Annotated in this window: 24 protein-coding genes; 12 read left to right on the top strand and 12 right to left on the bottom strand. The window is 62.5% G+C overall.

Translation table 11 applies throughout. The annotated features are described in order from the left end of the window. The first annotated feature begins 69 nt into the window (after positions 1–69). Positions 70–909 (top strand): ABC transporter ATP-binding protein, encoded by an 840-nt coding sequence (locus JQ553_RS16955; protein WP_212501119.1) that lies wholly within the window; start codon positions 70–72, stop codon positions 907–909. A gap of 67 nt (positions 910–976) precedes the next feature. Here JQ553_RS16955 and JQ553_RS16950 read toward each other — a convergent pair whose 3' ends face one another. After that, a complete protein-coding gene (locus JQ553_RS16950) occupies positions 977–2,128 on the bottom strand; it encodes an AGE family epimerase/isomerase (protein ID WP_212501118.1) in 1,152 nt (383 codons plus the stop codon). 95 nt (positions 2,129–2,223) lie between these two features. On the opposite strand from JQ553_RS16950, the gene JQ553_RS16945 reads away from it, so the two are divergent. Further along, on the top strand, positions 2,224–3,447 hold the full coding sequence (locus tag JQ553_RS16945; RefSeq protein ID WP_212501117.1) for a phenylacetate--CoA ligase family protein: 1,224 nt from the start codon (positions 2,224–2,226) through the stop codon (positions 3,445–3,447). Positions 3,448–3,456: 9 nt separating this feature from the next. Here JQ553_RS16945 and JQ553_RS16940 read toward each other — a convergent pair whose 3' ends face one another. Genes JQ553_RS16940 through JQ553_RS16930 form a run of 3 tightly spaced genes read right to left on the bottom strand, consistent with a single transcriptional unit; the run spans position 3,457 to position 6,093 of the window. Then, positions 3,457–4,554 (bottom strand): DegT/DnrJ/EryC1/StrS aminotransferase family protein, encoded by a 1,098-nt coding sequence (locus JQ553_RS16940; RefSeq protein ID WP_212501116.1) that lies wholly within the window; start codon positions 4,552–4,554, stop codon positions 3,457–3,459. A gap of 13 nt (positions 4,555–4,567) precedes the next feature. After that, a complete protein-coding gene (locus JQ553_RS16935; RefSeq protein ID WP_212501115.1) occupies positions 4,568–5,035 on the bottom strand; it encodes an acyltransferase in 468 nt (155 codons plus the stop codon). After that, the gene (locus JQ553_RS16930; RefSeq protein WP_212501114.1) at positions 5,032–6,093 is read right to left on the bottom strand and encodes a Gfo/Idh/MocA family protein; all 1,062 of its coding nucleotides are present in this window, start codon (positions 6,091–6,093) and stop codon (positions 5,032–5,034) included. The genes JQ553_RS16935 and JQ553_RS16930 overlap by 4 nt, the downstream gene beginning before the upstream one ends. A 527-nt stretch (positions 6,094–6,620) precedes the next feature. Here JQ553_RS16930 and JQ553_RS16925 point away from each other — a divergent pair. Genes JQ553_RS16925 through pseF form a run of 10 tightly spaced genes read left to right on the top strand, consistent with a single transcriptional unit; the run spans position 6,621 to position 16,753 of the window. Next, positions 6,621–8,003, top strand: coding sequence for a CBS domain-containing protein (locus JQ553_RS16925; RefSeq protein WP_212501113.1), 1,383 nt, complete (start codon positions 6,621–6,623; stop codon positions 8,001–8,003). 15 nt (positions 8,004–8,018) lie between these two features. Then, on the top strand, positions 8,019–9,938 hold the full coding sequence (locus JQ553_RS16920) for an N-acetylneuraminate synthase family protein (protein WP_249144355.1): 1,920 nt from the start codon (positions 8,019–8,021) through the stop codon (positions 9,936–9,938). Continuing rightward, positions 9,935–10,636 (top strand): acylneuraminate cytidylyltransferase family protein, encoded by a 702-nt coding sequence (locus JQ553_RS16915; RefSeq protein ID WP_212501111.1) that lies wholly within the window; start codon positions 9,935–9,937, stop codon positions 10,634–10,636. Before JQ553_RS16920 ends, JQ553_RS16915 begins: the two co-directional genes overlap by 4 nt. Next, on the top strand, positions 10,629–11,390 hold the full coding sequence (locus JQ553_RS16910) for an SDR family oxidoreductase (RefSeq protein WP_212501110.1): 762 nt from the start codon (positions 10,629–10,631) through the stop codon (positions 11,388–11,390). Before JQ553_RS16915 ends, JQ553_RS16910 begins: the two co-directional genes overlap by 8 nt. Beyond that, a complete protein-coding gene (locus tag JQ553_RS16905; protein ID WP_312015156.1) occupies positions 11,387–12,235 on the top strand; it encodes a TIM barrel protein in 849 nt (282 codons plus the stop codon). Before JQ553_RS16910 ends, JQ553_RS16905 begins: the two co-directional genes overlap by 4 nt. Continuing rightward, the gene (locus tag JQ553_RS16900) at positions 12,232–12,993 is read left to right on the top strand and encodes an SDR family NAD(P)-dependent oxidoreductase (RefSeq protein WP_212501109.1); all 762 of its coding nucleotides are present in this window, start codon (positions 12,232–12,234) and stop codon (positions 12,991–12,993) included. Before JQ553_RS16905 ends, JQ553_RS16900 begins: the two co-directional genes overlap by 4 nt. A 15-nt stretch (positions 12,994–13,008) precedes the next feature. Continuing rightward, the gene (locus JQ553_RS16895) at positions 13,009–13,842 is read left to right on the top strand and encodes an SDR family oxidoreductase (protein WP_212501108.1); all 834 of its coding nucleotides are present in this window, start codon (positions 13,009–13,011) and stop codon (positions 13,840–13,842) included. 51 nt (positions 13,843–13,893) lie between these two features. Then, positions 13,894–14,895, top strand: a complete 1,002-nt coding sequence (pseB, locus tag JQ553_RS16890) for a UDP-N-acetylglucosamine 4,6-dehydratase (inverting) (RefSeq protein WP_212501107.1) — start codon at positions 13,894–13,896, stop codon at positions 14,893–14,895. Then, complete coding sequence (gene pseC, locus JQ553_RS16885; RefSeq protein ID WP_212501106.1) at positions 14,892–16,067, top strand: UDP-4-amino-4,6-dideoxy-N-acetyl-beta-L-altrosamine transaminase; 1,176 nt, start codon at positions 14,892–14,894, stop codon at positions 16,065–16,067. Before pseB ends, pseC begins: the two co-directional genes overlap by 4 nt. Then, the gene (gene pseF, locus JQ553_RS16880) at positions 16,064–16,753 is read left to right on the top strand and encodes a pseudaminic acid cytidylyltransferase (RefSeq protein ID WP_212501105.1); all 690 of its coding nucleotides are present in this window, start codon (positions 16,064–16,066) and stop codon (positions 16,751–16,753) included. The genes pseC and pseF overlap by 4 nt, the downstream gene beginning before the upstream one ends. A gap of 5 nt (positions 16,754–16,758) precedes the next feature. Here the strand turns inward: pseF and JQ553_RS16875 are convergent, their stop codons facing one another. The 8 genes from JQ553_RS16875 to JQ553_RS16840 form a co-directional block, all read right to left on the bottom strand. Next, positions 16,759–17,955, bottom strand: a complete 1,197-nt coding sequence (locus JQ553_RS16875; RefSeq protein WP_212501104.1) for an HAD-IIIA family hydrolase — start codon at positions 17,953–17,955, stop codon at positions 16,759–16,761. A gap of 159 nt (positions 17,956–18,114) precedes the next feature. Then, positions 18,115–18,966, bottom strand: coding sequence for a hypothetical protein (locus JQ553_RS16870; protein ID WP_212501103.1), 852 nt, complete (start codon positions 18,964–18,966; stop codon positions 18,115–18,117). A gap of 10 nt (positions 18,967–18,976) precedes the next feature. Continuing rightward, on the bottom strand, positions 18,977–20,362 hold the full coding sequence (locus JQ553_RS16865) for a DUF6418 domain-containing protein (RefSeq protein ID WP_212501102.1): 1,386 nt from the start codon (positions 20,360–20,362) through the stop codon (positions 18,977–18,979). Positions 20,363–20,805: 443 nt separating this feature from the next. Continuing rightward, positions 20,806–21,690: a hypothetical protein gene (locus JQ553_RS16860; RefSeq protein ID WP_212501101.1), complete on the bottom strand. Its 885-nt coding sequence runs from the start codon at positions 21,688–21,690 to the stop codon at positions 20,806–20,808. A gap of 162 nt (positions 21,691–21,852) precedes the next feature. Beyond that, entirely contained in the window at positions 21,853–23,361 is a 1,509-nt protein-coding gene (locus JQ553_RS16855) for a lipopolysaccharide biosynthesis protein (RefSeq protein WP_212501100.1), read from the bottom strand. Positions 23,362–23,364: 3 nt separating this feature from the next. After that, positions 23,365–24,768, bottom strand: a complete 1,404-nt coding sequence (locus JQ553_RS16850; protein ID WP_212501099.1) for a surface carbohydrate biosynthesis protein — start codon at positions 24,766–24,768, stop codon at positions 23,365–23,367. Further along, entirely contained in the window at positions 24,761–25,870 is a 1,110-nt protein-coding gene (pseI, locus tag JQ553_RS16845; RefSeq protein WP_212501098.1) for a pseudaminic acid synthase, read from the bottom strand. Before pseI ends, JQ553_RS16850 begins: the two co-directional genes overlap by 8 nt. 54 nt (positions 25,871–25,924) lie before the next feature. Next, positions 25,925–26,437, bottom strand: coding sequence for a GNAT family N-acetyltransferase (locus tag JQ553_RS16840; RefSeq protein WP_212501097.1), 513 nt, complete (start codon positions 26,435–26,437; stop codon positions 25,925–25,927). Positions 26,438–26,457: the final 20 nt, after the last annotated feature.

Genomic DNA, 26,457 nt, shown 5'->3' with positions numbered 1-26,457 from the left:
CTGCGCACCAAGACGTGGATGCCCGGCACAAGGCCGGGCATGACGAAGCGAACCAAATGATGCAGCAACATGACCCAAACCCTCGAAGCAACGCACCCGGTCCCGAGCGCCGTTCCCCCACCGCCGCTGCTCAGCGTCAATAACATTGAGGTCGTCTATGACGACGTCATCCTGGTGCTGCGCGGCCTGAGCCTCGGAGTGCCCAAGGGCGCGATCGTGGCACTGCTCGGCGCCAACGGTGCGGGCAAGTCAACGACGCTGAAGGCGATCTCGGGCCTCCTCAAGACCGAGGATGGCGAAGTCACGCGCGGCGAGATCCTGTTCGAGGGCGAGCGCATCAACGGTATCGATCCCGACAAGATCGTCCGTCGCGGCATCTTTCAGGTAATGGAGGGCCGTCGCATCGTCGCCGACATGACGTCGCTGGAGAATTTGCGACTCGGCGCCTTTACCCGCCGCGACAGCGAGGTCTCCGACGACATCGACATGGTCTTCAGGTACTTCCCGCGGCTCAAGGAGCGCACGGGACTTGCCGGTTATCTCTCTGGCGGCGAGCAGCAGATGCTTGCAATCGGCCGTGCGCTGATGGCGCGCCCGAAGATGATCTTGATGGACGAGCCGTCAATGGGGCTGTCGCCACTGCTGGTGAAGGAAGTATTCGCCATCATCCAGGAGATCAACCGCGACCTCGGCGTGACGATCCTGCTGGTCGAGCAGAATGCGCGTGCAGCGCTTTCAGTCGCGAGCCACGGCTACATCATGGAACAGGGCAAGGTCGTGCTCGACGGCTCCGCCGACGAACTCCGCGATAACGAGGACGTCAAGGAATTCTATCTTGGTGGCGCCGGCGACCAGCGCAAGAGTTTCAAGAACCTGAAGAGCTTCAAGCGGCGCAAGCGTTGGCTCTGAGCGCATGGCGTTTTCAAGCGGCGTGGAGACGGTCCGCGCGAGAAGGCGTCAAAACAACCGAGTCCGCTCAGCCAAGCACCTGTTCCGCTTCAGTGACCGCGCAGAGAACATGATAGAACGACGATGCAGGGATCGTGGCGACCAGCGACTTGCCGTTGCGGTCGAACTGATCGAACCAGCCGCCCGCCACGGGATGGCTGAGATAGTGCCGCTCCAGGCGCACCAGCGCCGCGCGCGCTTCGTCCGCGGCGCCGGCCTCGCCCGCCTCGGCCTGAGCAATCCACGCCTTCGCGATCTCGGTCTGCGGCCACAGCCGCCGCGTATGGCGGCGGATGTTGCCTTCGGTGTCACCTTCATCGACCAGGCAGCCGGTAGCCTCGTCGCGATAGCGCAGCGCCGACACGAGCAGTTCACCGCGCGGGCGCGCTGTCGGGCATCCGGTGATGCGCTCAAACCCCTTCAGCAGCCAGACCCACTCCGCCTGATGACCCGGCTCGACGCTGACCGGCTGGATCTTCGACCAATCCTCCTCGAAATATTCGCCGAGCACATGCTTCTGCTTGTCGTAGAGGTTGGCGAGGAACAGCGCGAAGAACTCCCCGGCGCGATTCTGGAACGACAGATCATGGGTGGCGTCGAAGCATGCGATCATCGCCTCGAACAGGTGCATGTGCGGATTCTGCCGGCGCGGCATCGACGGCGGCAGCCCCTCGAGGAAACCACCATGGGGCGAGCGAAGCTGTGTATCCAGGAACGACAGCAACGCGTCGATCTCGGCGCGGACCTGCGCGTCCCGATCAAGGCCGTAGGCAGCCGCCAGCGCAAACAGCACGAAGGCGTGGTCGTAGGAGTCGCGCAGCGGATCGAGCACGCCACCCTCCGGCGTCAGCCTGTGAACATAGCCCGGCCGGCCGTCCGGCGCCTTGGCCTTGGCAAGCAGGTATTCCAGCGCTTTCAGCGCGATCGCTCTTCCTTGCGGATACCAGCCCATCTGCGCCGCCTTGGCGTAGCAATAGATCTGCCGCGCCTGCACGAACACGCGGCGCGGCGCGTCCGGATCGGCGCTGCCGTCCTGATGGAGCCGGTCAATGAATCCGCCGGCCTTGCCGTCCCAGCCTACGGTCGACCACAGCGGCAGCGCGTGGTCGATCATGCGGCGCTTCAATCTTGCGACGACCTCGGCGACTTCGTCCGCCGCGACGCTTTCTGCTTCAGCCATTGTGTTCCCTGGAACAATCCCAACACCAGTGCTCGCCGTCTGATAGCACGCGCAAGACGGCGCGCAACCAGCGCGAACTTCCCCAAGGATCCGCCATGACCGAGCATTACGACCCTCTTGAGACGCGCGATCCCGCAGAGCGGGAGGCATCCCTGTTCGCTCGACTGCCGCACGCGCTGCGCAGGGCCATGGCAGCTCCGGCCTATGCCGAGCGGCTCAAAGGCGTCGATCCCGACTCGGTCACCGGCCGGGACGCGCTGGCGCGCCTGCCCTTGCTGCGCAAGTCGGAACTTCCGGCCCTGCACCAGGCAGCCCCGCCGTTTGGCGGCTTTGTCGCGGACGCGCCCGGTTCGTTCGCCCGCCTGTTCACCTCACCCGGACCGATATTCGAGCCTGAGGGCACCCAGGCTGATCCTTGGCGGGGCGCGCGCGCATTGTTCGCTGCTGGCTTTCGACCCGGCGATGTGGTGCTGAATACATTCAGCTACCACCTCACCCCCGGTGGCTTCATCTTCGACGCCTCCGCGCGAGCACTCGGCTGCGCAGTCATCCCGGCCGGACCCGGCAATACCGACCAGCAGTTCGAGCTGATCGAGGCCTACCGCCCGATCGCCTACAGTGGAACGCCGGATTTCCTGAAAATCCTGCTCGACGCTGCCGCGACCACCGGTCGGGACGTCTCCTCAATCAAGCGCGCGCTGGTCTCCGGCGCGGCGTTTCCGAAATCGCTGCAGGAGGAGATGCAGTCGCGCGGCATTGAGGCCTATCAGGCCTTCGGGACGGCCGATCTCGGCATGATCGCGTTCGAAACGCAAGCGCGCCAGGGCATGACCGTCAATGAGGATTTGATCCTCGAGATCGTCAAACCCGGTACCGGTGACCCGGTAGCGCCGGGCGATATCGGCGAGATCGTCGTCAGTTCGCTCGACCCGCACCACCCATGGATTCGCCTCGCATTGGGCGACCTCACGGCGGCATTGCCGGGCAAGAGCCCATGCGGACGCACCAATATGCGGATCAAGGGCTGGATGGGCCGCGCGGACCAGACCACCAAGGTCAAGGGCATGTTCGTGCGCCCCGAGCAGATCGCAGAGATCGGCAAGCGTCATCCTGAACTCGGGCGGCTGCGCCTGGTGGTCACACGCGCGGGCGAAACCGATGTGATGACGCTGAAGGCGGAGGCCGTATCGGCCAACGACGCGCTGCGTGACAGCGTCGCGGCGAGCCTGCGCGCGGTAACGAAGCTCGGTGGCAATGTCGAACTTGTCGGCGCAGGCGTGCTGCCGAACGACGGCAAGGTGATTACCGACGATCGCTGAGGATTTCGCTTAGAACCTTCGAACGAGGTCGATTACCTCGTCCTGTTGCTGCCGCGTGATTTCAGCGAACATCGGCAGCGAAAGAATCCTGCCCTGGTCGCGATAGGCGTTTGGGAATTGCTCGGGTCGATGGCCGAAGCGCTCATAGGCCGCGAGGAATGGCAATGCGGTCGGATAGTTGATCGCGGCCTGCACGCCATTGGCATTCAGATGCGCCGCCAACGCATCGCGGCGCGGATGCCTGATCGTGTAGAGATGATAGACGTGGCGCCGTTCCGGCGCGAGTTCGGGTACCACGACCTCCTCGATCTGGTTGAGGCCAGCGTCATAGACTGTCGCGGCGTGCTGGCGCGCGTTGGTCCAGGCGGCGAGATGCGGCAGCTTGGCCGACAGGATCGCGGCCTGCATGCCATCGAGCCTGCTGTTGATGCCTTCGATACGATGCTGGTGTTTCACCAGCCCGCCATGCCGCGCCAGCATGGTCATATGCTCGGCGAGACCAGCGTCATTGGTGACGACTGCGCCGGCATCGCCCATCGCACCAAGATTCTTGCCCGGGTAGAACGAATAGGTCGCGGCGTCACCGAACGTTCCAACCATCCGGCCCCTGTAGCGCGCAAGATGCGCCTGGGCGCAATCCTCGATCACCCAGAGCTTTTGCTTCCTCGCGATCGCCATGATCGCGTCCATGTCGGCGGGCTGGCCGTAGAGATGCACCGGAATGATGCCGACGGTGCGCGGGGTGACCGCGGCCTCGATCGCCGCTGGATCGATCGTGAACGTCGATCCGTCTGTGTCGCAGAACACGACGGTCGCGCCCGCATGGGTGATCATGGCCGACGTCGATATCCAGGAATGCGCCGTGGTGATCACCTCGTCGCCCGGCTTCACCTTCAAGGCTGTCATGGCGAGATAGAGCGCATCGGTTCCGTTGGCGCAGGAGACGCAATGCGACACTTCCGCGGCCTCGGCAAACTCCCGCTCGAAGGCATCGACATAGCTGCCGCGGATGAAGGCGTTGTCGCGGATCACGGCGGCGATCGCACGGTCGATCTCGTCCTTGATGGTCTGATACTGCAGTTGCAGATCCGCAAACGGCACCGCCATCGGTCGCGCTCTCCTATTGCCCGCCCAACAGCCGGCGTGCCGGATTGCCGGCATAGGTGCCGGGCGTCGTGATATCCTTTGTCACGACCGAGCCGGCACCGATCACGACGTCATCGACGATCTTTACCGGCATGATCGTGGCGTTGGAGCCGATCGACACCCGGTTTCCGATCCTGGTCTCACGCCACAATTCGCGGCGGCCGCGCGCCGGGCCGCCGGTCGAAAATGTATCGTTGACGAACATCACGCCATGGCCGATGAAGCAATCATCGCCGATCGTCACCAGTTCGCAGATGAAGGCGTGCGACTGCACGCGGGTGCGCGCGCCGACCACCACGCCCTTTTGGATCTCGGTGAAGGGGCCGACGAAGCAATCGTTACCGATCTTGCAGCCGTAGAGATTGCAGGGCTCAACGATCCTGACGCCGGCGCCGAATTCGACGTCGCGCACGCCGGCCTGATGGATGTCGGGCCTGTTCACGAGACCACACCCAATCTGCTGAGGCGCGGCGTGAAGCGCAGCGACACCTCCGCACCGGTCTCGATCGATTCATAAAGCGCCGAGATCAGCTCAAGGCTCTTGCGGCCTTCGAGGCCGTCGACCAGCGCCGAGCGCTGGTTCTCCAGGCAATCGACCACGTGGTGATAATAGGCCTGATGGCCGAAACCATACACATTCGGCGGGTTGACCGAAAACTTCTCGACCACGTCCTTATCCGAGGGCAACTCGTCGACGAAGCGCCAGTGCCGGATCTGGTTGACCGCGAAGCCGGAGATCTCGACGGTGCCCTTCTCGCCGAGGATCGAGAGCGAGCCTTCGAGGTCGGTCGGCCGCGCGGCCGTGGTCGCCTCGATGATCCCAAGTGCGCCGTTGCGGAATTTCAGCGTCGCGACCGCCGTATCCTCGGTCTCGATCTTTGCGAGCGCCGTCATCCCGCGCGCATGCACGCTGACGACGTCGCCGAAGAACCACTCCAGCATGTCGACATGGTGGCTTGCCTGGTTGGTCAGCACGCCGCCGTCATAGGCCCAGGTGCCGCGCCAGTCGTCCTGGTCGTAATAGGCCTGATCGCGGCACCAGCGCACGCGCACGGTGCCCAGGATGAGTCTGCCAAACCGGCCGGCGTCAAGCGCCTCGCGCGCCTTGACCACGGGCACGTTGAAGCGGTTTTGCTTGACGACGAACATCTTTACGCCGGCATGATCGCAGGCGCGGATCATGTCGTCGGCGTCCTGCAGTCGCAGCGCCATCGGTTTCTCGACCACGACGTGCTTGCCGGCCCGGGCGCAAGCGATCACATGCACTGGATGCAAACCGCTCGGCGTCAGCACCGCAACAGCATCGATGTCCCTGCGCGCGAGAAACTCGTTCGTGTCGTAATGCGCCGGAACCCCGAACTTTCCGGCGATCGCGTCGGCGCGCGCGCGATCCGGATCGCAGACCGCAACGAGGCTCGCACCTTCAATATGACCACCACCCAATAGGTCGGAGTGACGCTTGGAGATACGCCCACAACCAAGCAGGCCAAATCTGATCATGCAGAGCCTTCAAGATGCTGGATCGACGACCGGTTATCGCAGTGCGGCGGGCCGAAGGTCGAAGCCGGCACTACATGAACGGCAACGACCACCGTCCCAATACTAGCAAAACTCGGCGCAACGCAAGGCGTCGGGATAGCCAGACAGGCACGGTGGGAATGAGTTGGCACCGTCGCGGCCCCCCAAGACCCGAGACCAACACGATCGCCTCTGGCGTGGCGATGTTCGCGAAATTTTGGACGGACAGCCCACGGTCGATAGCCGCCCGCGGCCCGGCGATCGTGCACAAGCTGAGCGGTCTGCACGTGGGAAGCCACATTCGGGGAGCGGATGACCACGTTAGTTCCGCGGTGACCATTGGCGGGGCATGCGCGCCAACGACCATGGTCCACTAACGTGTGCGGACAGCCCAGGGGAAACTTGCATGATCCGGCCCCCTGCCGTATCTAGCGAATTCCGCAAAATGAGGCGTTCTCGGGCGGCTCCCCATCGGGGTAAGGGCTGGAATTCCCTCCCCTTTTTGGATCATGACATTGGCAGACAAGAGCCATCTCACGATTGTAGAGACGGAAACGATTGAGGAGGCCTTCCGCCGCCTCAACGCCAACAGGATCGGCATCCTCTTCGCCGAAGATGGCAAGGGGCGGATTGTGGGTGCGCTGACGGACGGCGACATCCGCCGGCGGCTTTTGACCGGTATCCCCATCAGCACCCCGGTCGCCAGCTGCGTCAACAGAGACTTCGTCTGGGCCCGCGCCGGCGCGCCGCGCGAGCAGATCCTCAAATTGCTCGACCAGCGGGTGCACGTCGTCCCCATCCTCGACCCGGACCAGCGGTTGGTCGACGTTTTCAGCCGCGACCTCTTCAGCCTGTCCGAAGAGAGCGAAGTGTTCGCACGCGCGCGCTCTCCGGTGCGCATCAGCTTCTCGGGCGGCGGCACCGACCTCACACATTACTTCGTCGACAATGGAGGCGCGGTCATCAATGCAACAATCGCAATGTACGCACATGCCACGCTGCGGCGGCGCAACGACAGCCGCATCCGGATCTATTCGCACGACTTCCGCCGCCGTATCGAAGCCGATAATCTTGCCAGCCTCGGCAGCGATGGCGAGCTGGCTTTGATCAAGTCGGTCGTTCGTCTGATCAAGCCGGCCTATGGATTCGATCTCGACGTGTCGGCGGACTTCCCGGTTGGCTCCGGCCTTGGCGGCTCGGCGGTGGTGTCGTCGGCAATTATCGGCTGCTTCAACGAATTCCGCAGCGATCAGTGGGACCGACATGAAATCGCGGAGATGGCTTTCCAGGCCGAGCGACTCATGCTGAACATTCCCGGCGGATGGCAGGACCAGTATGCGACCGTGTTCGGCGGCTTCAATCACATGGAGTTCTCCTCCGAGCAGAACACCATCGTCCCGCTTCGTCTCGACCCCAACATCGTGGCCGAGCTCGAGGAGAGCCTGGTGCTCTGCTACACCGGCCTAAATCACGACTCTGGCTCTGTGCATCGCGACCAAAAGGAGCAGCACCGGAGCAGTGATGCGGTGGCCGCGGCGGCCGAGCAGAAGGAAGTGACGCGCGAGATCCGCCATCACTTGCTGCGCGGTCAGCTTCTCGAATGCGGCCGGCTGATCGACCAGGCCTGGCACGCCAAGCGTAAGCTGAGTTCCAAGATCAGCTCGATCGAACTGGATGGAATCTACGATCACGCCAAGGCGAACGGCGCGGTCGGCGGCAAGCTGCTCGGCGCCGGCGGCGGCGGATACTTTATCTTCTTCGTTCGGCCGTTCGAACGATACCCGCTGATCGCTGCGCTGGAACAAAGGGGCCTGCGCTGCTCGCGTATCGCATTCGAAGAGAACGGGCTCAGAACCTGGAAATCGCGGCTTCCGGCGACCGTGACATCATAGATCGAGAAAGTGCTGATGAATTCGACCAAGCAAGCTGCCGCAGTCCGCATCGGCACCCGCATCGTCGGCAATGGAGAGCCGTGCTACCTCATCGCGGAGGTGGGCAACAACCACAACGGCAACTTCGACCGCGCCATCGCGCTGGTCGACGCGGCGGTCGCCGCGGGGGCCGATTGTGCAAAATTCCAGATGCGCAAGCTCGACGAGGTCTATCGCGCTTCATCACTCTCCGGAAAGGACGACGATCTCGCGGTCGAATACACGCTCGACCTGCTGCGTCGTTTCGAGCTGACCACGGACCAGCAGCGCCGCATCGCCGACTACTGCGCTTCCAGGGGGATCGCGTATCTGTGCACGCCCTGGGACGCGGCGAGCGTCGCGGTGCTCGAAAGCTTTGGCGTCGAGGCATACAAGGTCGCGTCCGCCGACCTGACCAATCTGCCGCTGCTCGCAACTCTCGCGGCGACCGGCAAGGCGCTGATCGTCTCGACCGGCATGAGCACAACCGAAGAGATCAGGACTGCCGCAGGCTTCCTCGACGAGCGCGCGGCGAACTACGTGCTGCTGCACTGCCAGAGCACCTACCCTGCCGCGCTCCACAACATTCACCTGCGTTTCATGGAAACGCTGCGCGAGATCCATCCCTTGGTCGGCTATTCCGGCCACGAGCGTGGAATCGCGGTGTCGATCGGCGCGGTGGCGCTCGGAGCCGTCGTGATCGAACGTCACATCACGCTCGACCGGGATATGGAAGGCCCTGACCACGCGGCAAGCCTCGAGCCCGACGAGTTCAAGGCGCTGGTAACCGGCATCCGTGAGGTCGAAGCGGCGCGTGGCGAGAAGCTCGCCGAGCGGGCGCTGAGCCAGGGCGAGCTGATCAACCGAGAAAATCTCGCCAAGAGCCTGGTCGCGGCGCGCGACATCGCCGCCGGAACGGTCATCTCTGACGCCGACGTCGCGGTCAAGAGCCCGGGCCAGGGCCTGTCGCCACTGAAGATGCCGGCGCTGATCGGCAGGCGCATCGCCCGCAGGATGTCGGCCGACGACTATTTCTTCCAGAGCGACCTCGACGAGGGGACTGCGCAGGCGCGGCGCTATCGCTTCGATCGGCCCTGGGGCGTGCCGGTGCGCTACCACGACACTGAGCGCTTCCTCGAGATTTGCCAGCCGGACATCATCGAATTCCATCTCAGCTACAGCGATATGGAGCGCGATCCGGCGGCCTATCTCTCCGGCACCTACGATCTCGGCTTCGTGGTGCATGCGCCTGAGCTATTTGCCGGCAGCAAGCTGATGGATCTCGCGACCCCGGACGAGGCCCTGCGCCGCTACTCGCTGGAGCAGACGCAAGCCGTGATCGACATCACTCGCGGTCTGAAGAAATTCTTCCCGAGAACCCAGCGGCCGCCGATCGTCGCCAATATCGGCGGCTTCACCATGGACGAACCGTTGCCGCCGGGGGAAAAGGCCGAGCGTTACCGCATCTTTGCGGCAAGTCTGAAGGAACTCGACATGGACGGCGTGGAGCTGATCCCGCAGACCATGGCGCCCTTCCCCTGGCATTTTGGCGGCCAGCGCCACCAGAACATCTTCATCTTTCCGGAGGAGTCCGCTGCATTCTGCGCGAACCATAACTTACGGATGTGCGTCGATATCTCCCACACCAAGCTTGCCGCCAATCATTTCGGCTTCGACTTCGCCGAAGGCCTGGCGCAGCTCGGCCCGCACACCGCGCACCTGCACTTCGGCGATGCCAAGGGGCTCGACGGCGAAGGCCTGCAGGTCGGCGAAGGCGAAATCGACTTCGACGAGGTCGGTGCCGTTCTGCGTAAGCATGCACCCGGCGCCTCATTCATCCCGGAGATCTGGCAGGGGCACAAGAACATGGGCGAAGGCTTCTGGACGGCGCTCGAGCGTCTCGAGGGTCGCGTATGAGCGAGGGCAAGGTAAAGCGCACGCTCGCCGTGATCGCTGCGCGCGGCGGATCCAAGGGCATCCCGAACAAGAACCTGATCGACATCTGCGGCAAGCCACTGCTCGCCTGGACCGTGATGCAGGCCGCGGCCGCGCGGGGTGTCGATCTCGTCGCGGTCTCCTCCGACAGCGACGCCATCCTCTCCGTAGCGGAGACGGCTGGCGCTGTCGGCGTACGGCGTCCCAATGATATCTCCGGAGATCTCGCCTCCTCGGAATCGGCCTGGCTGCATGCGCTCGAGGCGCTCGACGGCAAGCGCCAGCCCTACGAGCGCGTCGTCGCACTGCAGGCGACGTCACCGATCCGCGAATCCAGTGACATCGAGAAGGCACTGGATACCTTCGAGCGCGAGAAGCTCGACAGCCTGCTCTCGGTCTGCGAAGTCGAGGATTACTTCAACTGGCGCATGGGTGCCGACGGTCCCGAGCCGATCAATTACGACTTCCACAACCGCCGCATGCGCCAGCAGATCGAGAAGCGATATCTCGAGAACGGCTCATTCTACGTGTTCATCCCCTCGCTCTTGCGCGAGCAACAGAACCGCCTTGGCGGCCGGATCGGGATGCACGTGATGGAACGTCACAAAATGTTCCAGATTGACCGGACTGAAGACGTGAAACTGTGTGCGGCAATCATGCGCAGCTATGGCTATGCCTGACCTCGACGCATTCTCGCTTCAAGGCAAATGCGCACTCGTCACCGGCGCCTCGCGCGGAATTGGCGGTGCGATCGCGGCCGGCCTCGTCGCAGCGGGGGCAACGGTGTTCGGCCTCAGCCGCTCCGGCGTGGCGCCACAAGGCGTCACGGCGATCGCTTGCGACCTCGCTGACGATGCGGCAATCGGGCGCGCATTCGACTGTGTCGCGAAGACGACCGGCCGGCTCGACGTGCTCGTCAACGCCGCCGGCATCAGCCTGCCGGCCGGCGCAACCGACGAGTTGCAGCGCTTCCGCGCCACCCTGGCAACCGATCTCACGGCTGTCTACGCGACGATCCTGGCCGCCTACCCGCTGCTGAAGCAGACGGGCGGCGGATCGATCATCAACGTCACCAGCATCAACTCCGTACGCGGCTTCCCCGGCAATCCCGGCTATGTCGCCGCCAAAGCGGGCTTGGCCGGCTTGACGCGCGCGCTGGCGGGCGACTGTGCGCGCGACGGCATCCGCGTCAATGCCCTGGCGCCTGGTTACGTCGCAACCGACATGACGGCCGGAAGCTATGCGGATCCCGCGATGCACGAGGACCGCCGCCGACACACGATGCTTGGACGCTGGGGTCAACCGGACGATCTGGTCGGCGCTGCGATCTTCCTCGCGTCCCCGGCATCGGCCTACGTCACCGGACAGGAGCTGTTCGTCGACGGCGGCTGGACCGCCAAGGGGCTCGCCATCAGCACGGACGGAACATCGTGACCTCACCGCTTCAACGTATCGGCTTTATGCAGGGACGGTTGTCGGCCCCGGTCGACGGCAAGATCCAGGCCTTCCCATGGGAGGAATGGCGGGAGGAATTTCCACGCGCCAAGGCACTCGGTCTGACGCGGATGGAATGGACCATCGACCAGGATCGGCTGCGTCAGAATCCGCTGACGACCGGAGCCGGACAGAAGGACATCCTCGACGTTTCGCGCACCAACGGCTTGCGCATTCGAAGCCTGACCGGCGACTGCTTCATGCAGGCACCGTTCTGGAAGGAAACTGGTCGCGCGCAAGCGACACTTATCGATGACCTCGACCTGGTGATCGCGTCCTGTACCGCGCTCGGCATCGAATTCATCGTGATCCCGTTGGTCGACAACGGCAAGATTGAGACCGCCGATGAGGAGGAGACGTTGCTCCGTGTTCTGCTCGCTCGCCAATCCTCGCTGGCCGGCCAGGGCGTGAAGATCGTGTTCGAATCCGACCTGCCGCCCGCAAGACTTGCGCAATTCATCGGCAGGTTGCCGAACGAAACCTTCGGCATCAACTACGACATCGGTAACAGCGCTTCGCTCGGCCATGACAGTGCGGACGAGATCGCCGCCTATGCACCGCGCATCCTCAATGTGCACGTTAAGGATCGCGTGCGCGGCGGAACCACGGTGCCGCTTGGTACGGGGGCGGCCGATCTGGCAAAGGCGATCCGCATGATCGAGCAATCCGGATATGCCGGCCAATATATTCTGCAGACGGCGCGCGCCGTCGACGGCGACCATGCGGGAGCCCTGGCGCGCTATCGCGACATGACCATCGGCTGGCTCGAGGCGGCGCGTCGATGAAGCTCGAACTCGAGAACCGCGTTGCCCTCGTCGCCGGCGCCAGCCGCGGCATTGGTCTTGCGATAGCGACCGCGCTGGCTGTAGAGGGCGCAAAGGTCGCGCTCGCGGCACGCGGGCTCGACGGGCTCAAGGCGGCGAGCCGGGACATGGGCGGCCAGACCTCCTGTCATGCGGCCGATGTAACCGATCCCGCTTCCGCGCATGCGCTCGCGCGCGATGTCGAGACCCAATGGGGCGGCATTGACATTCTCGTTTGCAATGTCGGTAGCGGGGCATCCGTACCCCCGGGCGGCGAAACCGCCGCCGAGTGGTCGCGGGTCATGTCGCTCAATCTGTTCGCGACGACCAACATGATCGAGGCGGCGCGGCCAATTATGGCCCGCGGCAACGGCGAACGTGCGATCGTCTGCATCTCCTCGATCTGCGGCCTGGCCGCGCTGGGCGCACCTGTGACGTATTCGGCCGCCAAGGCCGCGCTCAATGCCACCGTGCGCGGGCTGGCACGGCCGCTGGCTCTCGAGGGCATCCGCATCAACGCGATTGCACCGGGCAACATTCTTGCCGCCGACGGCACTTGGGCGCGCAAGATCAAGGAAAACAAGGCCGCCGTCGATGACATGCTCGCGCGCGAAGTGGCACTGCGCCGACTCGGAAGGCCGGAAGAGATCGCCGATCTCGTCACCTTCCTCGCCTCACCGCGCGCGTCGTTCATAACGGGCACGGTGATGGTCGCCGACGGCGGCCAGTTGCGCGCTTGAAACCGGAGCTATCCCATGACTGCCTCGCGTTATGACCTGTCGGATCGCACCGCCCTCGTCACCGGCGCCGGTGGACTGTTGGGACGTCAGCACGTCGCCGCCCTGGTCGAGATCGGCGCGCGCGTGGTCGTAACCGACATCGGGATCGCGCAGGTCGAGGCCGCCGTCAGCGCGATCAGAGAGACAACGCCATCGGCCGAACTGGTGCCTGCCGCGCTCGACGTGACCTCGGCGGACTCTATCCGTGCAGTCAGCCACAACCTTGAAAGGTGCGGCATCGCCGTCGACATCCTCGTCAACAACGCCGCGATCGATCCGAAGGTGACCTCAACGCCGGGCGTGACGCACTCCTCGCGCTTCGAGGCGTTTCCGGTTCCGCAGTGGCAGACCGAAATCGCTGTGGGCCTCACTGGCGCGATGTTGTGCTCCCAGGTGTTCGGTGTCGAGATGGCCCGTCGCGGCCGCGGCGTTATCCTCAACATCGCCTCCGACCTCGGCGTCATCGCACCGGATCAACGGCTCTACCGGCAACCCAATGTCGCGCGCGAGGAGGAGCAGCCGGTCAAGCCCGTGACCTATTCGGTGATTAAGCACGGCCTGATAGGTCTCACCAAATATCTCGCGACCTATTGGGCCGACAAGGGTGTGCGCGTGAACGCGATCTCCCCAGGGGGCGTTTTCAACAGCCAGGACCCGGCATTCGTCGAGAGGCTCACCCGCCTGATCCCGATGGGTAGAATGGCCCACGTCGATGAGTACCGGGCGGCGATCCAGTTCCTCTGTTCCGACGCCTCGAGCTACATGACTGGTCAGAACATGGTCGTGGACGGCGGGCGGAGCGTGTGGTAACCACGCCGCATTCCCCAAATGCTAACAATACGAGCCGGCGTAGAATCCAGCATGTTTAACGATAAGTCTGTTCTGATCACTGGCGGCACCGGATCGTTCGGGCGCAAATTCGTCGGCAATGTCCTCAAGAATTTCAGGCCGCGCCGGCTCATCGTCTATTCGCGCGACGAGCTCAAGCAATATGAGATGCAGCAGGAGTTCGACCAGCCTTCGATGCGCTATTTCATTGGCGACGTCCGCGACGGCGAGCGCCTGCGCACGGCGATGAAGGGCGTCGATTACGTCATTCATGCCGCCGCGCTGAAGCAGGTGCCGGCGGCGGAATACAATCCGATGGAATGCATCAAGACCAACGTGCACGGTGCGGAGAACGTCATCCAGACTGCGCTCGAGGCGGATGTCGAGAAGGTCATCGCGCTCTCGACCGACAAGGCCGCGCAGCCCATCAATCTCTACGGTGCGACCAAGCTCGCCTCCGATAAGCTGTTTATCGCCGCCAACAACATGGCCGGCGGACATCGCACCATGTTCAGTGTCGTGCGTTATGGCAACGTCGTCGGATCGCGCGGCTCGATCGTGCCGCTGTTCAACAAGCTGATCGCGGAAGGCGCCGAACATCTTCCGATCACCGATCCGCGCATGACGCGATTCTGGATCTCGCTGCAGCAAGGCGTCGACTTCGTTTGCAGGAGCTTTGAGCGGATGTCCGGTGGCGAGATATTCGTCCCGATGATCCCTTCGGTGCGGATTCCCGATCTGGCGGCTGCGATGGCCCCTGGTCTACCAACCAAAGTGATCGGCATCCGCCCCGGCGAGAAGCTGCACGAGATCATGTGCCCGACCGACGACTCGCATCTGACGCTGCGCTTCCACGACCATTTCGTGATCAAGCCGACGATCAAGTTCTTCCGCAGGGACTTCGATTATCTGACCAACCAGATCGGCGAACAGGGCGAGCCGGTTGCGGACGGATTCGAGTACAATTCGGGCCGCAACGATCATTTCCTCGACGTGGCACAGATCAGGGAATTCAACCGAATTGCGGTCCAATGATCCCCTACGGTCGCCAGGACATCTCGCCTGAGGATATCGACGCGGTCACCGAGGTGCTGCGCTCTGACTGGCTGACGCAGGGACAGGCCGGCCCGATCTTCGAACGTGCGATGGCGGCCTATTGCGCCGCCAGCAGCGCGATTGCGGCGTCAAACGCCACGGCGGCGCTGCACATCGCGTGCCTTGCGCTTGACCTCGGTCCCGGCGACTGGCTGTGGACGACGCCGAACACCTTCGTCGCTTCGGCCAATTGTGCCCGCTACTGCGGCGCCAGCGTCGACTTCGTCGATATCGATCGCCGGACTTACAACATGAGCATATCGGCACTGACGGAGAAGCTTGCGACTGCCGACAGGCAGGGCCGGCTGCCGAAGGTCGTCGTGCCCGTGCATTTCGCCGGGCAATCCTGCGAGATGGCCGATATCCGTGCGCTCGCGGATCGCTACGGTTTCCGCATCGTCGAGGATGCTTCGCATGCCGTCGGCGGCGAATATCGCGGCCGCAAGGTCGGCTCGGGAGATTTCGGCGATATCACGATCTTCAGCTTTCATCCGGTCAAGATCATCACGACTGGCGAAGGCGGCATGGCACTCACCAATGACCCGAAGCTTGCGGAGCGTCTCGCCTATTTGAGGACTCACGGCATCGTCCGACCGGCGCAAAGACCTGCTGACGGGCGGTCGTCCAATGAGGAGCGCGACGGTCCCTGGATCTACGAGCAGATCGAACTCGGACTGAATTACCGGATGACCGACATTCAGGCGGCGCTGGGCACGAGCCAGCTTGCCCGGCTCGATCGATTCGTCGCCCGCCGACGCGAACTCGCCGCGCGCTATGACAGTCTTTTGGCAAGACTGCCGGTCACCTGCCCCTGGCAGCATCCTGACACCGGGTCGGCCTGGCATCTCTACGTCATTCGCCTGCGCCGCAACGAGATCAGGCTCAGCCGGCGGCAAGTGTTCGACGCGCTCCGTGCGGCCGGCATTGGCGTCAACGTCCACTATATTCCGGTCCACACGCAGCCCTACTATCGGAACCTCGGCTTCACGACCGGCATGTTCCCCGAGGCTGAAAGCTATTACGAGGACGCGATCACGCTGCCGCTGTTCTCAAGGATGACCGATGCCGAGCAGGACACCGTCGTTGCAGCGCTGGAGAGAATCCTCGCGTGAAGATCGCGGTCATCCCAGCGCGAGGCGGCAGCAAGCGGATTCCCCGCAAGAACATCCGCGAGTTCTGCGGAAAGCCGATCATCGCCTATTCGATTCAAGCCGCGCTGGAAACCGGACTGTTCGACCAGGTCGTTGTATCCACCGACGATGACGAGATCGCCACGGTCGCCAGCCAGTTCGGCGCGGCGGTCCCTTTCATGCGACCGAAGGAGATCGCCGACGACTTCACCGGCACCAACGCTGTGGTCAAGCACGCGGTCGACTGGTTCATCGCGCGCAATCATGACGTCACGCACGTCTGCTGCATCTATGCGACCGCCCCGTTGATCCAGCCGCGCTTTATCCGGCAGGGTCACGACATCCTTTTCGCCTCCGATGCGGCGTTTGCGTTTTCGGTGACGGATTACTCGTTCCCGATCCAGCGCGCCGTCCGGCTTGGCCCTGACGGGCGCGTCGACGCGCTCTATCCCGAGCATCGCATGACGCGGTCCCAGGACCTGGAGCCGGCCTATCACGATGCCGGGCAATTCTACTGGGGCACCGCGCGCGCCTATCTCGACGACGTGCCGCTGTTCTCGCCCCGATCGATCGGCGTGGTCCTGCCGCGGGCGCTGGTGCAGGACATCGACACGCTGGAGGATTGGGAACTCGCCGAGTTCATGTACCGCGCAGCGAACGGAAGGTAGCCGCGCTACGCCCGAATGAGCGGGCGGATGAAGCTCGCAAGGTCACCACCCTCGAACAGATGTCCCGCGATCCCGGCGGCCGCCGCGGCCTCGAGATCATGTGGCTTGTCGCCGATAAGCAGGCTCTGCTCCTTGCGGACCGGCCAGCCCTTGAAGCAATCGAGGATCATGCCCGGCGCAGGCTTTCGCCGCTCGCTGCGACGGCGAAACGCCTCCACGACGCCCTCCTCGTGATCGGGGCAGTACTGGAATTCCTCGATATGAGCGCCGATCGCGGCGAGCTCGCAACTCATCCAGTCATGCAACTGGTGAACCGCATCGACCCCGTAATAGCCACGCGCCACGCCGGCCTGGTTGGTCACCACGAAGGTCAGGTAGCCGCGATCGTTGCACAACTTGATCGCCTCACGCGCGCCTGCGATCCAGTCAAAATCCTCGATCTTGTGGACGTAGTTCTTGTCGACGTTGAGCACGCCGTCGCGATCGAAGAACACCGCAGGTCGATGCAGCGCCGCCGGCATTTCAGCCTGGGCGCGGTCAAAATCGGTTGGGATTCCGATATCGATGAAGAAGCCGTCATAGAGCGTCGCCCGCAACTCGCCGCGCGCGACAAGTCCCGGGAAGACGCGTTGCTCGAGCGAGCACGGCACTTCGTCGATGAGTTCGACGACCCGCCGATCGACACAATAGACGCCGGAATTGATCGGACCGCTTGGTCGCGCGCCCGCGGGAAGAAAATTCCGCACAACGTCGCGCTCAAGCAGAACGCGGCCGTAACGGTCGCCCGCCTGGTCGCGCTTCAGCGCCATCTGCACGGTGGCGGAGGACTTGGCCGCCTCCACCGCCAAGTCGAGCAGATTGAAGTCAAAAAAAGAGTCGCCGTTCAGCAGGAAAAACCTGTCCGCCAACCGGAACGCCGCGTGCTTGAGCGCACCGCCGGTGCCGAGCTGAGCGGGTTCCGTGACCACCGAAATCGTCGCGCGCCGCCAGCGCCGGCCGTCATATTGACCGACCACCTGCTCGGCACGGTGACCCGCAAGCAACAGAATGCTCTCGATGGCGCCGTAGCGGGTGAGGTCATCCAGGAGGTAGTCAAGGAACGGCCTGCCGCCGACGTCCAGGAGCGGTTTGGGGACCGCGTGCGTCCGCTCGCCCAGCCGCGTCCCGAGTCCACCCACGAGCACCACGGCTTGCTTCAGCACGGCAATTCCTCGATTCAGGTCGCGGGCCCAGTGGCCAGGCACGCCGCGAAATGTCCTTTCGGAACGCTAACCACGGTGGCACCGGATTCGCAAATCCCGACACCCCCCGTGTGCAAGCACAAGGCATCGTTTCCAATTCGCCCGCGTGCGTCCGGCCCATCAGGCGCGACGCGCTCCTTCCCTGATCAACGCATAGATGAAGGCAGCCACAAGAGCGATGCCGCCGGCAAAAAAGGTGATCCTGAGTGGTCTGGGTGATATGGGAGTCGGCGAAACAACGACCTCGTCGAGAATCCGCACTGGATAGGTCTGCCGGGGACTGAGCCGCACCGTCTGCCTGTACCGCTCGGCTCTGGCCTCGGCCAACCGTTGTTCGTTGCGAGAGATCAGTTCCGACAACCACACCCCGCGAAGGGCCGCCGAAGCTGCGTCGCCGGATTGCGATTCTGATACAGCCTTGGTGAGCGAAGACAGCGATTCGCGCATCTCACGCAGGCTCGCGATATTGGCATCGATCGATGCAAGCTGCGCGTTGATGTCCGCAACCAGCGGCGCCTGTATCCTCTCCTGTTCTTCGTTCAGCAGCTTTACCGTCAGTTGCACGATGCGCAGGATGTCCTTCGCCGCGGCCGCTCGCGCCGCAAGACTCATCGTATCGGATGTTTCGGCCCGTGCGGAGAGGCTTTCCACCGCACCTTCCGAAACACGACCGCTCTCCGCGGCGGACGCGTTGAGCGCATCCAGAAGACTTTGCTTGAACGCCTGGGAGTTCACCCGCGATACGGCAGCCTGCAGGCTGAATGCCTCCGCACCATCGACGCGCCCCATCCGTACGTTGCCCTGTCCCGCATAGGTCGGCGGGAGGTATTTCGCGAAAGCGAAGGCGATCAGCATCGCCACGAGCGGGCCGATGACTATGACGAGCAGGTGTCGCCGCGTTGCGTCGAGGAAGAACATCAATAATCCGCCGAGGTATTGATCGCCCGGAAGCATTGTCGGCTGCCTGTCCATCTATTGAGCCTTATCTTGTTGCCGGAGCCTGTAGGGAGTCGGAAGTCCTCACAGCCGTCGAGAGCAGCCGCGACCGCCACTGCTCCTCCGTCACATACGCCAACATTGCCGCAACAATTTTTACGACAAATGTTAGCTGGATGAACGAGTTGACCATTCCCGAAACGATGTTGATCGATAGCGTGAACAGTATCGGGGTGAGAAACAAGCAGGTCACAAATCGCTCCTGAACGAAGCAACGCACGATCAGGAACATAAACTCGGAAAATGCGACCGCGGACAGCGCCACCAGTACGAACCCGCCGACGGGCCCCCCCAATTCGAAGAACACCTCGGGCCAGCCCCCCGTATAGGCCGCGCCCTGTGCAAGGATGAAATGAGCGCGGCTGACGGGCAATGCGAGTTCCATCAGGAACTGCATGGTCGAGTTTCGTGTCGGATCAAATGGATCGACGAACAGCCTGTCGAATGCAAGAGCGATATCCCAATCTCCTCGCAGAAATATCCGCTCATAGGTCATCCACCACATTTCCCCCTGTTGCACCAGGATCCGCTCAGAGAGCTTTGTCCCAACTTGATCCGCACTGCGCACAACGAGGTACGAATAGGAGATGGCGACGACGACCAGAAGCGCACACGCCCCGGCGGCGAGGCTGAAATAGCGCAAGGTCCTTCCAGGAAGTAGTTCGCGAACGGAAAGACCGCGAACTTGCTTTTGAAGCAATACTGCGCCTAGCGGAATGAGGAAGAACGTACTGTACGCATAGAATGACGAAAATCGATGCCCTACCAGGAACAGGTAAGCCAGCAATGATACGAACAGTGCACCGAAGCGCCGGTCAAACGATTCCGCGCGCAACGCAGGCATAGCGAAGAACACACCGAACTGGAATGCGAGCATCGGCCCCCATTCGATCAGCCGCTGGTGCAGCGGGCCAGCATAGTGCGCCAGGTAGTCGGTGCGCTCGATAGCGACGAACAGTGGGATTGACCCGACGACGAATAGTTCGATCCAGAGCGCCAATACGAACGACAGGGCTGCCCAATACGCCAGATCGGACAACTTGAAATGACCACTGGGTGTCAATGCGGCCACCGGCGATTGATCCCGAAACGCAAGTTCGCGCAGCCGACGGGGATGAAACGAAAGCAACATCGCGGCAATGACAAGTCCCTGCGAAATCGCAAGCGGAACGACGGAAATACCGGGTCCGATGGACCGCTCCAATTGCTCCGAGGCCACCGGTCCAAACGAATCGATGTAGAACGTCGAAACAAGGCGCCAAGCGAAGGCGAACAGGACAAACAGGAAAATCAATGCGAGCGCTGGCCGACGGAAGACAATCCAGCCCATCGCAGCCAACACGCAGCCGGCGCTCAGAAAGCTCAAGATCATCGATAAATCCCCCACACCGTCCTCACACCATCCAGCTATCCCATCCACCGCTGGGCCCGCAGCGGCATCGGCCCGAACCCGTTGCAGATTTTGAGCCTAACGACCCGGCTCTTATGCCTCCAGGAGGCCATCATTGTGCTAGATCGGACCAAATCCCATCCGTTCGCGGGTTACTACGCAAATCCGGCTGCTTTTGTCCAACGCGCCAAGCAGCTTAAACATCCAGGTTTGGTAGTCCATCGACCCGGTATGAGCGCGGCGGACAAAATCCTGCGAATCGGACAGTCTCAAGTATGCCGATGGCGGACTCGATATTTAAGCCCGAGCGATGGTGCATGCCCGCGACAAATCCAATCGCGACGCCCGCTTCACGTCGGGCTCGAATCCCACTGAAACTCCTCAGCGGCCGACCGCACACCATGTTGCGCAACGTCGCATCCTGGTCAAAGCCCCATCACCAGTTTCTGCAACGGCGTCGTCTCCGGCGTCGCAGAGAAGGGCCGCAGCTTTCCACCGGGATACATGCGCGGAAATGCAAAGAAAGTTGCCGTATACAGCAGCCGTCCGTGGCCGGGCGCCATCCGGCTGCCCATGTGCAGGCATCTTGCGGTGTCCACCATGAATGAGGTCAGGCGCGGCGCCCTCATCACCTTGATATCGCTGCGCGGAACCTTCTGGAATACCTGCTCATCGGGAAAATGGCTGCTCCGGAGCGGATAGCCGAACTTGTCCGTCGACTGTCGCGGCAAGAACGTGAAAGGACCATCGCCATCCTCCTCGACATCGGTGAGATAGCTGAACAGCTTAATCACCCGCACGTCGTCGTGATCGCGGTGCCAAAGCTGCGACGAGGCGAGTTCCTCGCCCGTGTGGCGCGAATAGGACAGCAGCACATAGTCGAGCCACGGAATTTCGCCCAGTGCGGTAGCGATTACATTGATCACCGCAGGCTGCAGCGCATAGCGGACGAAGACGTTGTCGGCACTCAACTTGCCATCCTTCATCTCGGCGTCCAGCAGCCTCACCCAGAATTTCTTCCAGTTCGAGGTCTGCTTGCTTTCCGAAGCATCAATGTCCTTGAGCCTGACTACGCCCGCCTCGGCAAATTCGGTCTGGAGCGACGGATCCATCAATTCCGTAACCACCGCATACCCGTCGCGATTCAGGTCATCGGCCCTGGCTCGTTCCGCCGGAGACAGCGTGAGAAGCTGAGCCTGGCGCCGACGCTCGCGCTTCTCGTTGAGGTGCCACGCACTTACGCCGGTCTTTACTGCGTAGCGCAGCGGCGACCGGTTTACATGCCAAAGCGCCCTGGACACCAATCCCATTTGCTGCATCCGATTCTTGTTGCCGAGACGCCTAGTCCGGCATCTCGCACCGCGCCCCTCGCGCTAGTGGATTGCCATAGCAAAACCAACCACCACGGGCAAGAAAACCGGCCAAAAGACCCTGGAACTGTTACAAACCCTGCAGTCGCCCCGGGCGGCCCGCTAATGCGGGGTCATGGCGCGCACGAACCGGCCGAACATCGCCCGGTCGCTGGACGACAACGCAATACATGCGCTCAATGTCCACGCAAGGGCGCAACTGACCCCTCCCACCACGACAAGCCTCGCCAAGTCGTCGGTTGCGATGGACGATTTGCCCAGCAGGACGACCACGGCCAGAATTCCCGCCACGGCCGCGTGTCGGGCGATTTGCTCCCAGAACAGCGCGCCGTTTAATCCCATCGCTCGCAACACATAGTGCGCGATCAAAGGCGATACGACGATATAAGAAAACACCCAGCCAATGATGAACGCCATTTCGTGGAACCAGTGCAGGAATACCAGCGTGATTAGATACTGAATCAGGACTTGCAGATAGAGCAGTCGGTTGCTGATCCGCATGAACTCGGCGCGAACCATCATCGCGGCCTGGCCCGAACTCAGCATGACTGATATCGCCGGAGACACCAGTGCCAGCGCAAGCCATGGCCACTGGTCGGCATGCTCCGCGCCGACCCAGATCTTCAGGATATCCCGCGAGAAGATCGCTATTACGACCAACACCGGTATGAGGATAGCTGAAGGTAAGACGAAGCTGCTGCGTGCAAGTATCAGCATCCGGCGCGTATCCGTAGTCTCGTCAATGTAACTCGATATCGGCAGGATCGCCGAATAGAGGGGCGCCATTGTCGTCTTCATGAAGCGAGGCAGACGCATGACCAGATCGTATGCGCCGACCTCCGCGGGGCCGTAGAGCGCTCCGATGGCGATCGGAATCACCGTCTGCTGCAGAGCGCCGCCAATCCGGCCGTTGAACATCAGCCAGCACCGGTGAAGGACGTCCTGTCGGCTTTCTGCGCTCCACGTCGCAAAACGCAGCGGCGTGTTCCACACGACGGGCCAGAGCACGACGACCAGCACGAGATACTTCGCGACGAGCGTTGCCAGGTATGCATAGGCGATCCACTCGAACGCCGCCCCGCGCCAAACCAGAGCGTATACCGCCAGTACGTAGGCCACATTGCTGCCGATCTCCGTCAACCGCAGCCAGCCGTAGCGTTCAAACCCCTTGAATATGCCTTCCACCACCAGACCGAGAAAGGCGACCGGCAGCAGCACTGCGGTCACCTTGAGGATCGCGACAAACGCCTCGGCCTGGTCAGGGCCGACGTTGAAAACGGTAACGATCAAGGGACCGCCAAACCATAACAAGACACCCGACAAAAATCCGACGACGGCGGTCATGACAGCGAGAAGCGACACCTTCTCGCTAGCCGCGGTCCACCCTCCGACCCGGCCACGCGCCACGGCCTGGGTTGCCAATTCCGAAGCGCCGAAATCGACCAGCGACAGCAGCCCGGTTGGGAGGAACGAACGCACCAGTACGATCAGGCCGAGCACAGTCAGGCCATACGAGCGCGCGATTACACCGACGGCCAGAAGGCCCAACACGCCGGCCACGCCGTAGGCGATGGCGGAGATGGCGGTATTCTGCAGAAAGCGTTGCAGCACGGATCAGTTCGCTTCCGTCAGTTGCATGCTCAGCCCGCTCACTGCACGCGCAGCTTGCCACGAACTGCCCGTCACGCGCTGCGCTGCAAAATTGCGACCGTCCGCAGACGCCGCATCGATTCGCTGCAACACCGCATTCACTGTGTCCGGCGCGAATGCCTTGCCGGCACGGCGCCGGTCAGTTTCGGCAGACCCATAGCCGCGGCGCAGCGCAGCGCCGGCCTTGTAGCCCAGCGTCCGCCGGACCATGCCGGCCACCGTACCGCGCGCCGATGGTCGCGGCGTGGGCGCGGCCGCCCGCACCCTGCGTCGCGCAGCGCCAATCGTGCGAAGCACGACGTCTGCGACGCGCGATGCGCTTGCGCCGTCAACAGCGGTGTAGAGATCACTGATGATATGGCGTCGCGCTTCGTTGGTTCCATTGGCAAGTGGCGGCAGACGATCGTCAAGCCCCTGCTTCACCAGATCGAGCAGATCCGCCTCGGACGCCGCGCTGCGGCTGACTGAGGTCGCCGCCTGCAGGCGCAAAGCCGGCGTGTTGAACCACTCCATGCTGAGTGGCTCGACATCGAGCATGGTTGCCTCAATCGCGGTCGAGCAGTTCTGGTGGATCAACAGCCGAGCGCCGCTGATCCATTCCAGCGACGTTCCGCTCTGCAGCACGTGGGCGTTGGGCAGTTCGGCAAAACTGTCGTACGAACGGAGGTTTTCAAACGGATGCGGGCGCAGCACGAATTGGACGTCGGTGAAATGCCTGGCCAGCCTGATCGCCGTGTCGAGGACGGCGCGATAGGCCCTTCCAGCGTCAGCGATGAACTGGCGTGCAAATTCGCGCGTAAATCCCGCCTGCACCATCGCCTGCTCTTCGTGCGATGAGCTGTTCGAGAATCTCGGGTTAACGGTCGGAAAATTTGTGTTGATCAGCACATAGCCTGAGCCAACCGAGGGCTTCGGGAGCGCATTGCGCCACGGCGTCGCGCAGAAATCGTAGCGAGGACATCCGGTCGCATGCAGCACCTCCGGCGCCACCGTTCCGTGCTTCAGAAATGCCGCATGCTGCGCCTGTCCCCAGACGCAGTAGAGATCGACAAGCTCGGTACAGCCCGCGCCCCTGACCATCTCGGCGAACTGATCGGCGCTCTTGCCGCCGATGCCCTCCGTATCGAGCACGCCGACCAGGATTCCGGCGCGCTTGTAGGTTTTGATCAGATCGGCGTTGTTCGGACGTGTGTAGTTGACAAGCACCAGGTCGGGCCGAAGCGCCGGGACGTCAAATCCCTGCTCGTACATCGGTACGAGGGTGACCTTCGTCCCCCTGGCCGCGAGTTGCCGACCGAGCAGCACCAATCCGTCGAGGTCGCGCAAAGGATTGTCGACAATCAGGCAGACATGCGGTTGGTCAGGCACGAGCGTTCCTCGGCAACTCCGGAGGCATCTGCGTGGCGGTCTCGTCCGACGACAGTAAGTCCCAGCTCATTGGCGTCCCCTTGCCCACGGCACGTCCAACGCGTTTACCGAGCAGGCTTTCGAAATATTTCGGCGGCAGCCCGAGCCCAGGCCGGATGATCCGTAGGTTTTTCTCCGTCAGTTCGTCGCCGGCAACAAGGTCGTCTGCGACGTACAACGAGCGGCGGAACACCAGCGACTTCCTCTCCTTTTCGGTCAAGCCGTAATGGACCCGGCCCAACGCCATCCAGGCACGCTCTGTCTCGACGACAAGGGCTGCCATCTCGGCCGGCTCCATCGAAAACGTCGAATCGACCCCTCCATCCGCGCGGGCGAGCGTGAAGTGCTTCTCGATCACAGTCGCGCCCAGTGCGACGCTTGCGACGCCTGCGCCGATGCCAAAGGTGTGGTCCGATAAACCGACCTCGCAGCCAAACAACGCGCGCATGTGCGGGATCGTCAGCAGGTTGGTATCGGAAGGCGTGGCAGGATAGGTACTCGTGCATTTGAGCAGGACCAGATCCCTGCAGCCCGCCTCTCGCGCCGCGCGGACGGCTTCGTCAATATCCGCGACAGTCGCCATACCGGTCGAAATGATCATCGGCTTGCCGGTGGCCGCGACCTTGCGGATCAATGGCAGGTCTGTGTTCTCGAACGAGGCGATCTTGTAGCAGGGCACGCCGAGCCCTTCGAGGAAATCAACGGCAGTCGCATCGAATGGCGTCGAGAACGGAATCATGCCAAGCGCTCGGGCGCGCTCGAAGATCGGCTTGTGCCATTCCCAGGGCGTATAGGCTTCCTGGTAGAGCTTATACAGCGACGTACCCCTCCACAGGCTGTTCGGGTCATCAATGAAAAACTCACCCTCACCCAGGTTGAGCGTCATCGTGTCGGCGGTGTAGGTTTGCAGTTTAAGGGCATGTGCACCGGACCCAGCTGCCGCGTCGACGATCGCTAACGCCCGTTCCAACGACTGATTGTGATTGCCGGACATCTCCGCAATAATGAACGGTCGATGCGATTGCCCGATCGAACAACCGGCAATAGAGATGGTCTCCGTCATCAATTGCTCCTGATACGAAGGGCAATGGCCCCATTGCCTAGCCTTTGCATCGGCTCAGACATCGATTATGACGACGTCAAGGCCGGCACTGCGAGCGACCCTGATCGACAGCTCGTTGTCAGCATAGACGTGCGCACGGAGGCAACCGAACCGGGCTCTGACCTCGTTGAGCATCAGCCTTGCAATCCCGCGATTGCGATGTTCCGGCGCGACCGCATAAGATACATCCTCGCCATCAATCCTGAACGTCGCGACCGGCTTCTCGTCAAGTTCGAATATGAAAAGATTCGGTTGCGCCAACCCGAGCCGTCGATCGAGCCAAGCCACGTGGTCGTCCCAGGCAATTACGTCCTTATTCCTTGACATATTGCGGGTCGACTCGTCGTTGCGCCATTCGAACAGCAGTCGAGCGTCGTCCTTCCTGGCTGGTCGTATCCGAAAACGATCCATTGCACCAACCCCGCCCAACCGGTCGTTCCAAATAGGCCGCTGACCCGCACTAGTCAACAAGTGCAGGGCATGCCGGATCGCCTTTTCTTGTTGAATAATCGAGAGAAATTCGTCCAACCAGCATCCGCCTGCGATTT

It is taken from the genome of Bradyrhizobium lablabi, assembly GCF_018131005.1.
GTDB lineage: Bacteria > Pseudomonadota > Alphaproteobacteria > Rhizobiales > Xanthobacteraceae > Bradyrhizobium > Bradyrhizobium lablabi_D.
The sequence above is the reverse complement of the archived record's forward strand: the minus strand, read 5'-3'. Positions and strand labels throughout refer to the sequence as shown.

Bases quoted from the DNA above. Each gene is read 5' to 3' on its own strand.
- JQ553_RS16925 (WP_212501113.1), top strand. From the start codon at position 6,621: ATGACATTGGCAGACAAGAGCCATCTCACGATTGTAGAGACGGAAACG.
- pseI (WP_212501098.1), bottom strand. From the start codon at position 25,870: ATGACGGAGACCATCTCTATTGCCGGTTGTTCGATCGGGCAATCGCAT.
- JQ553_RS16915 (WP_212501111.1), top strand. From the start codon at position 9,935: ATGAGCGAGGGCAAGGTAAAGCGCACGCTCGCCGTGATCGCTGCGCGC.
- JQ553_RS16860 (WP_212501101.1), bottom strand. From the start codon at position 21,690: ATGGGATTGGTGTCCAGGGCGCTTTGGCATGTAAACCGGTCGCCGCTG.
- JQ553_RS16920 (WP_249144355.1), top strand. From the start codon at position 8,019: ATGAATTCGACCAAGCAAGCTGCCGCAGTCCGCATCGGCACCCGCATC.
- JQ553_RS16865 (WP_212501102.1), bottom strand. From the start codon at position 20,362: ATGATCTTGAGCTTTCTGAGCGCCGGCTGCGTGTTGGCTGCGATGGGC.
- pseC (WP_212501106.1), top strand. From the start codon at position 14,892: ATGATCCCCTACGGTCGCCAGGACATCTCGCCTGAGGATATCGACGCG.
- JQ553_RS16945 (WP_212501117.1), top strand. From the start codon at position 2,224: ATGACCGAGCATTACGACCCTCTTGAGACGCGCGATCCCGCAGAGCGG.
- JQ553_RS16900 (WP_212501109.1), top strand. From the start codon at position 12,232: ATGAAGCTCGAACTCGAGAACCGCGTTGCCCTCGTCGCCGGCGCCAGC.
- pseB (WP_212501107.1), top strand. From the start codon at position 13,894: ATGTTTAACGATAAGTCTGTTCTGATCACTGGCGGCACCGGATCGTTC.
- JQ553_RS16895 (WP_212501108.1), top strand. From the start codon at position 13,009: ATGACTGCCTCGCGTTATGACCTGTCGGATCGCACCGCCCTCGTCACC.
- JQ553_RS16930 (WP_212501114.1), bottom strand. From the start codon at position 6,093: ATGATCAGATTTGGCCTGCTTGGTTGTGGGCGTATCTCCAAGCGTCAC.
- JQ553_RS16940 (WP_212501116.1), bottom strand. From the start codon at position 4,554: ATGGCGGTGCCGTTTGCGGATCTGCAACTGCAGTATCAGACCATCAAG.
- JQ553_RS16955 (WP_212501119.1), top strand. From the start codon at position 70: ATGACCCAAACCCTCGAAGCAACGCACCCGGTCCCGAGCGCCGTTCCC.
- JQ553_RS16870 (WP_212501103.1), bottom strand. From the start codon at position 18,966: ATGGACAGGCAGCCGACAATGCTTCCGGGCGATCAATACCTCGGCGGA.
- JQ553_RS16910 (WP_212501110.1), top strand. From the start codon at position 10,629: ATGCCTGACCTCGACGCATTCTCGCTTCAAGGCAAATGCGCACTCGTC.
- JQ553_RS16950 (WP_212501118.1), bottom strand. From the start codon at position 2,128: ATGGCTGAAGCAGAAAGCGTCGCGGCGGACGAAGTCGCCGAGGTCGTC.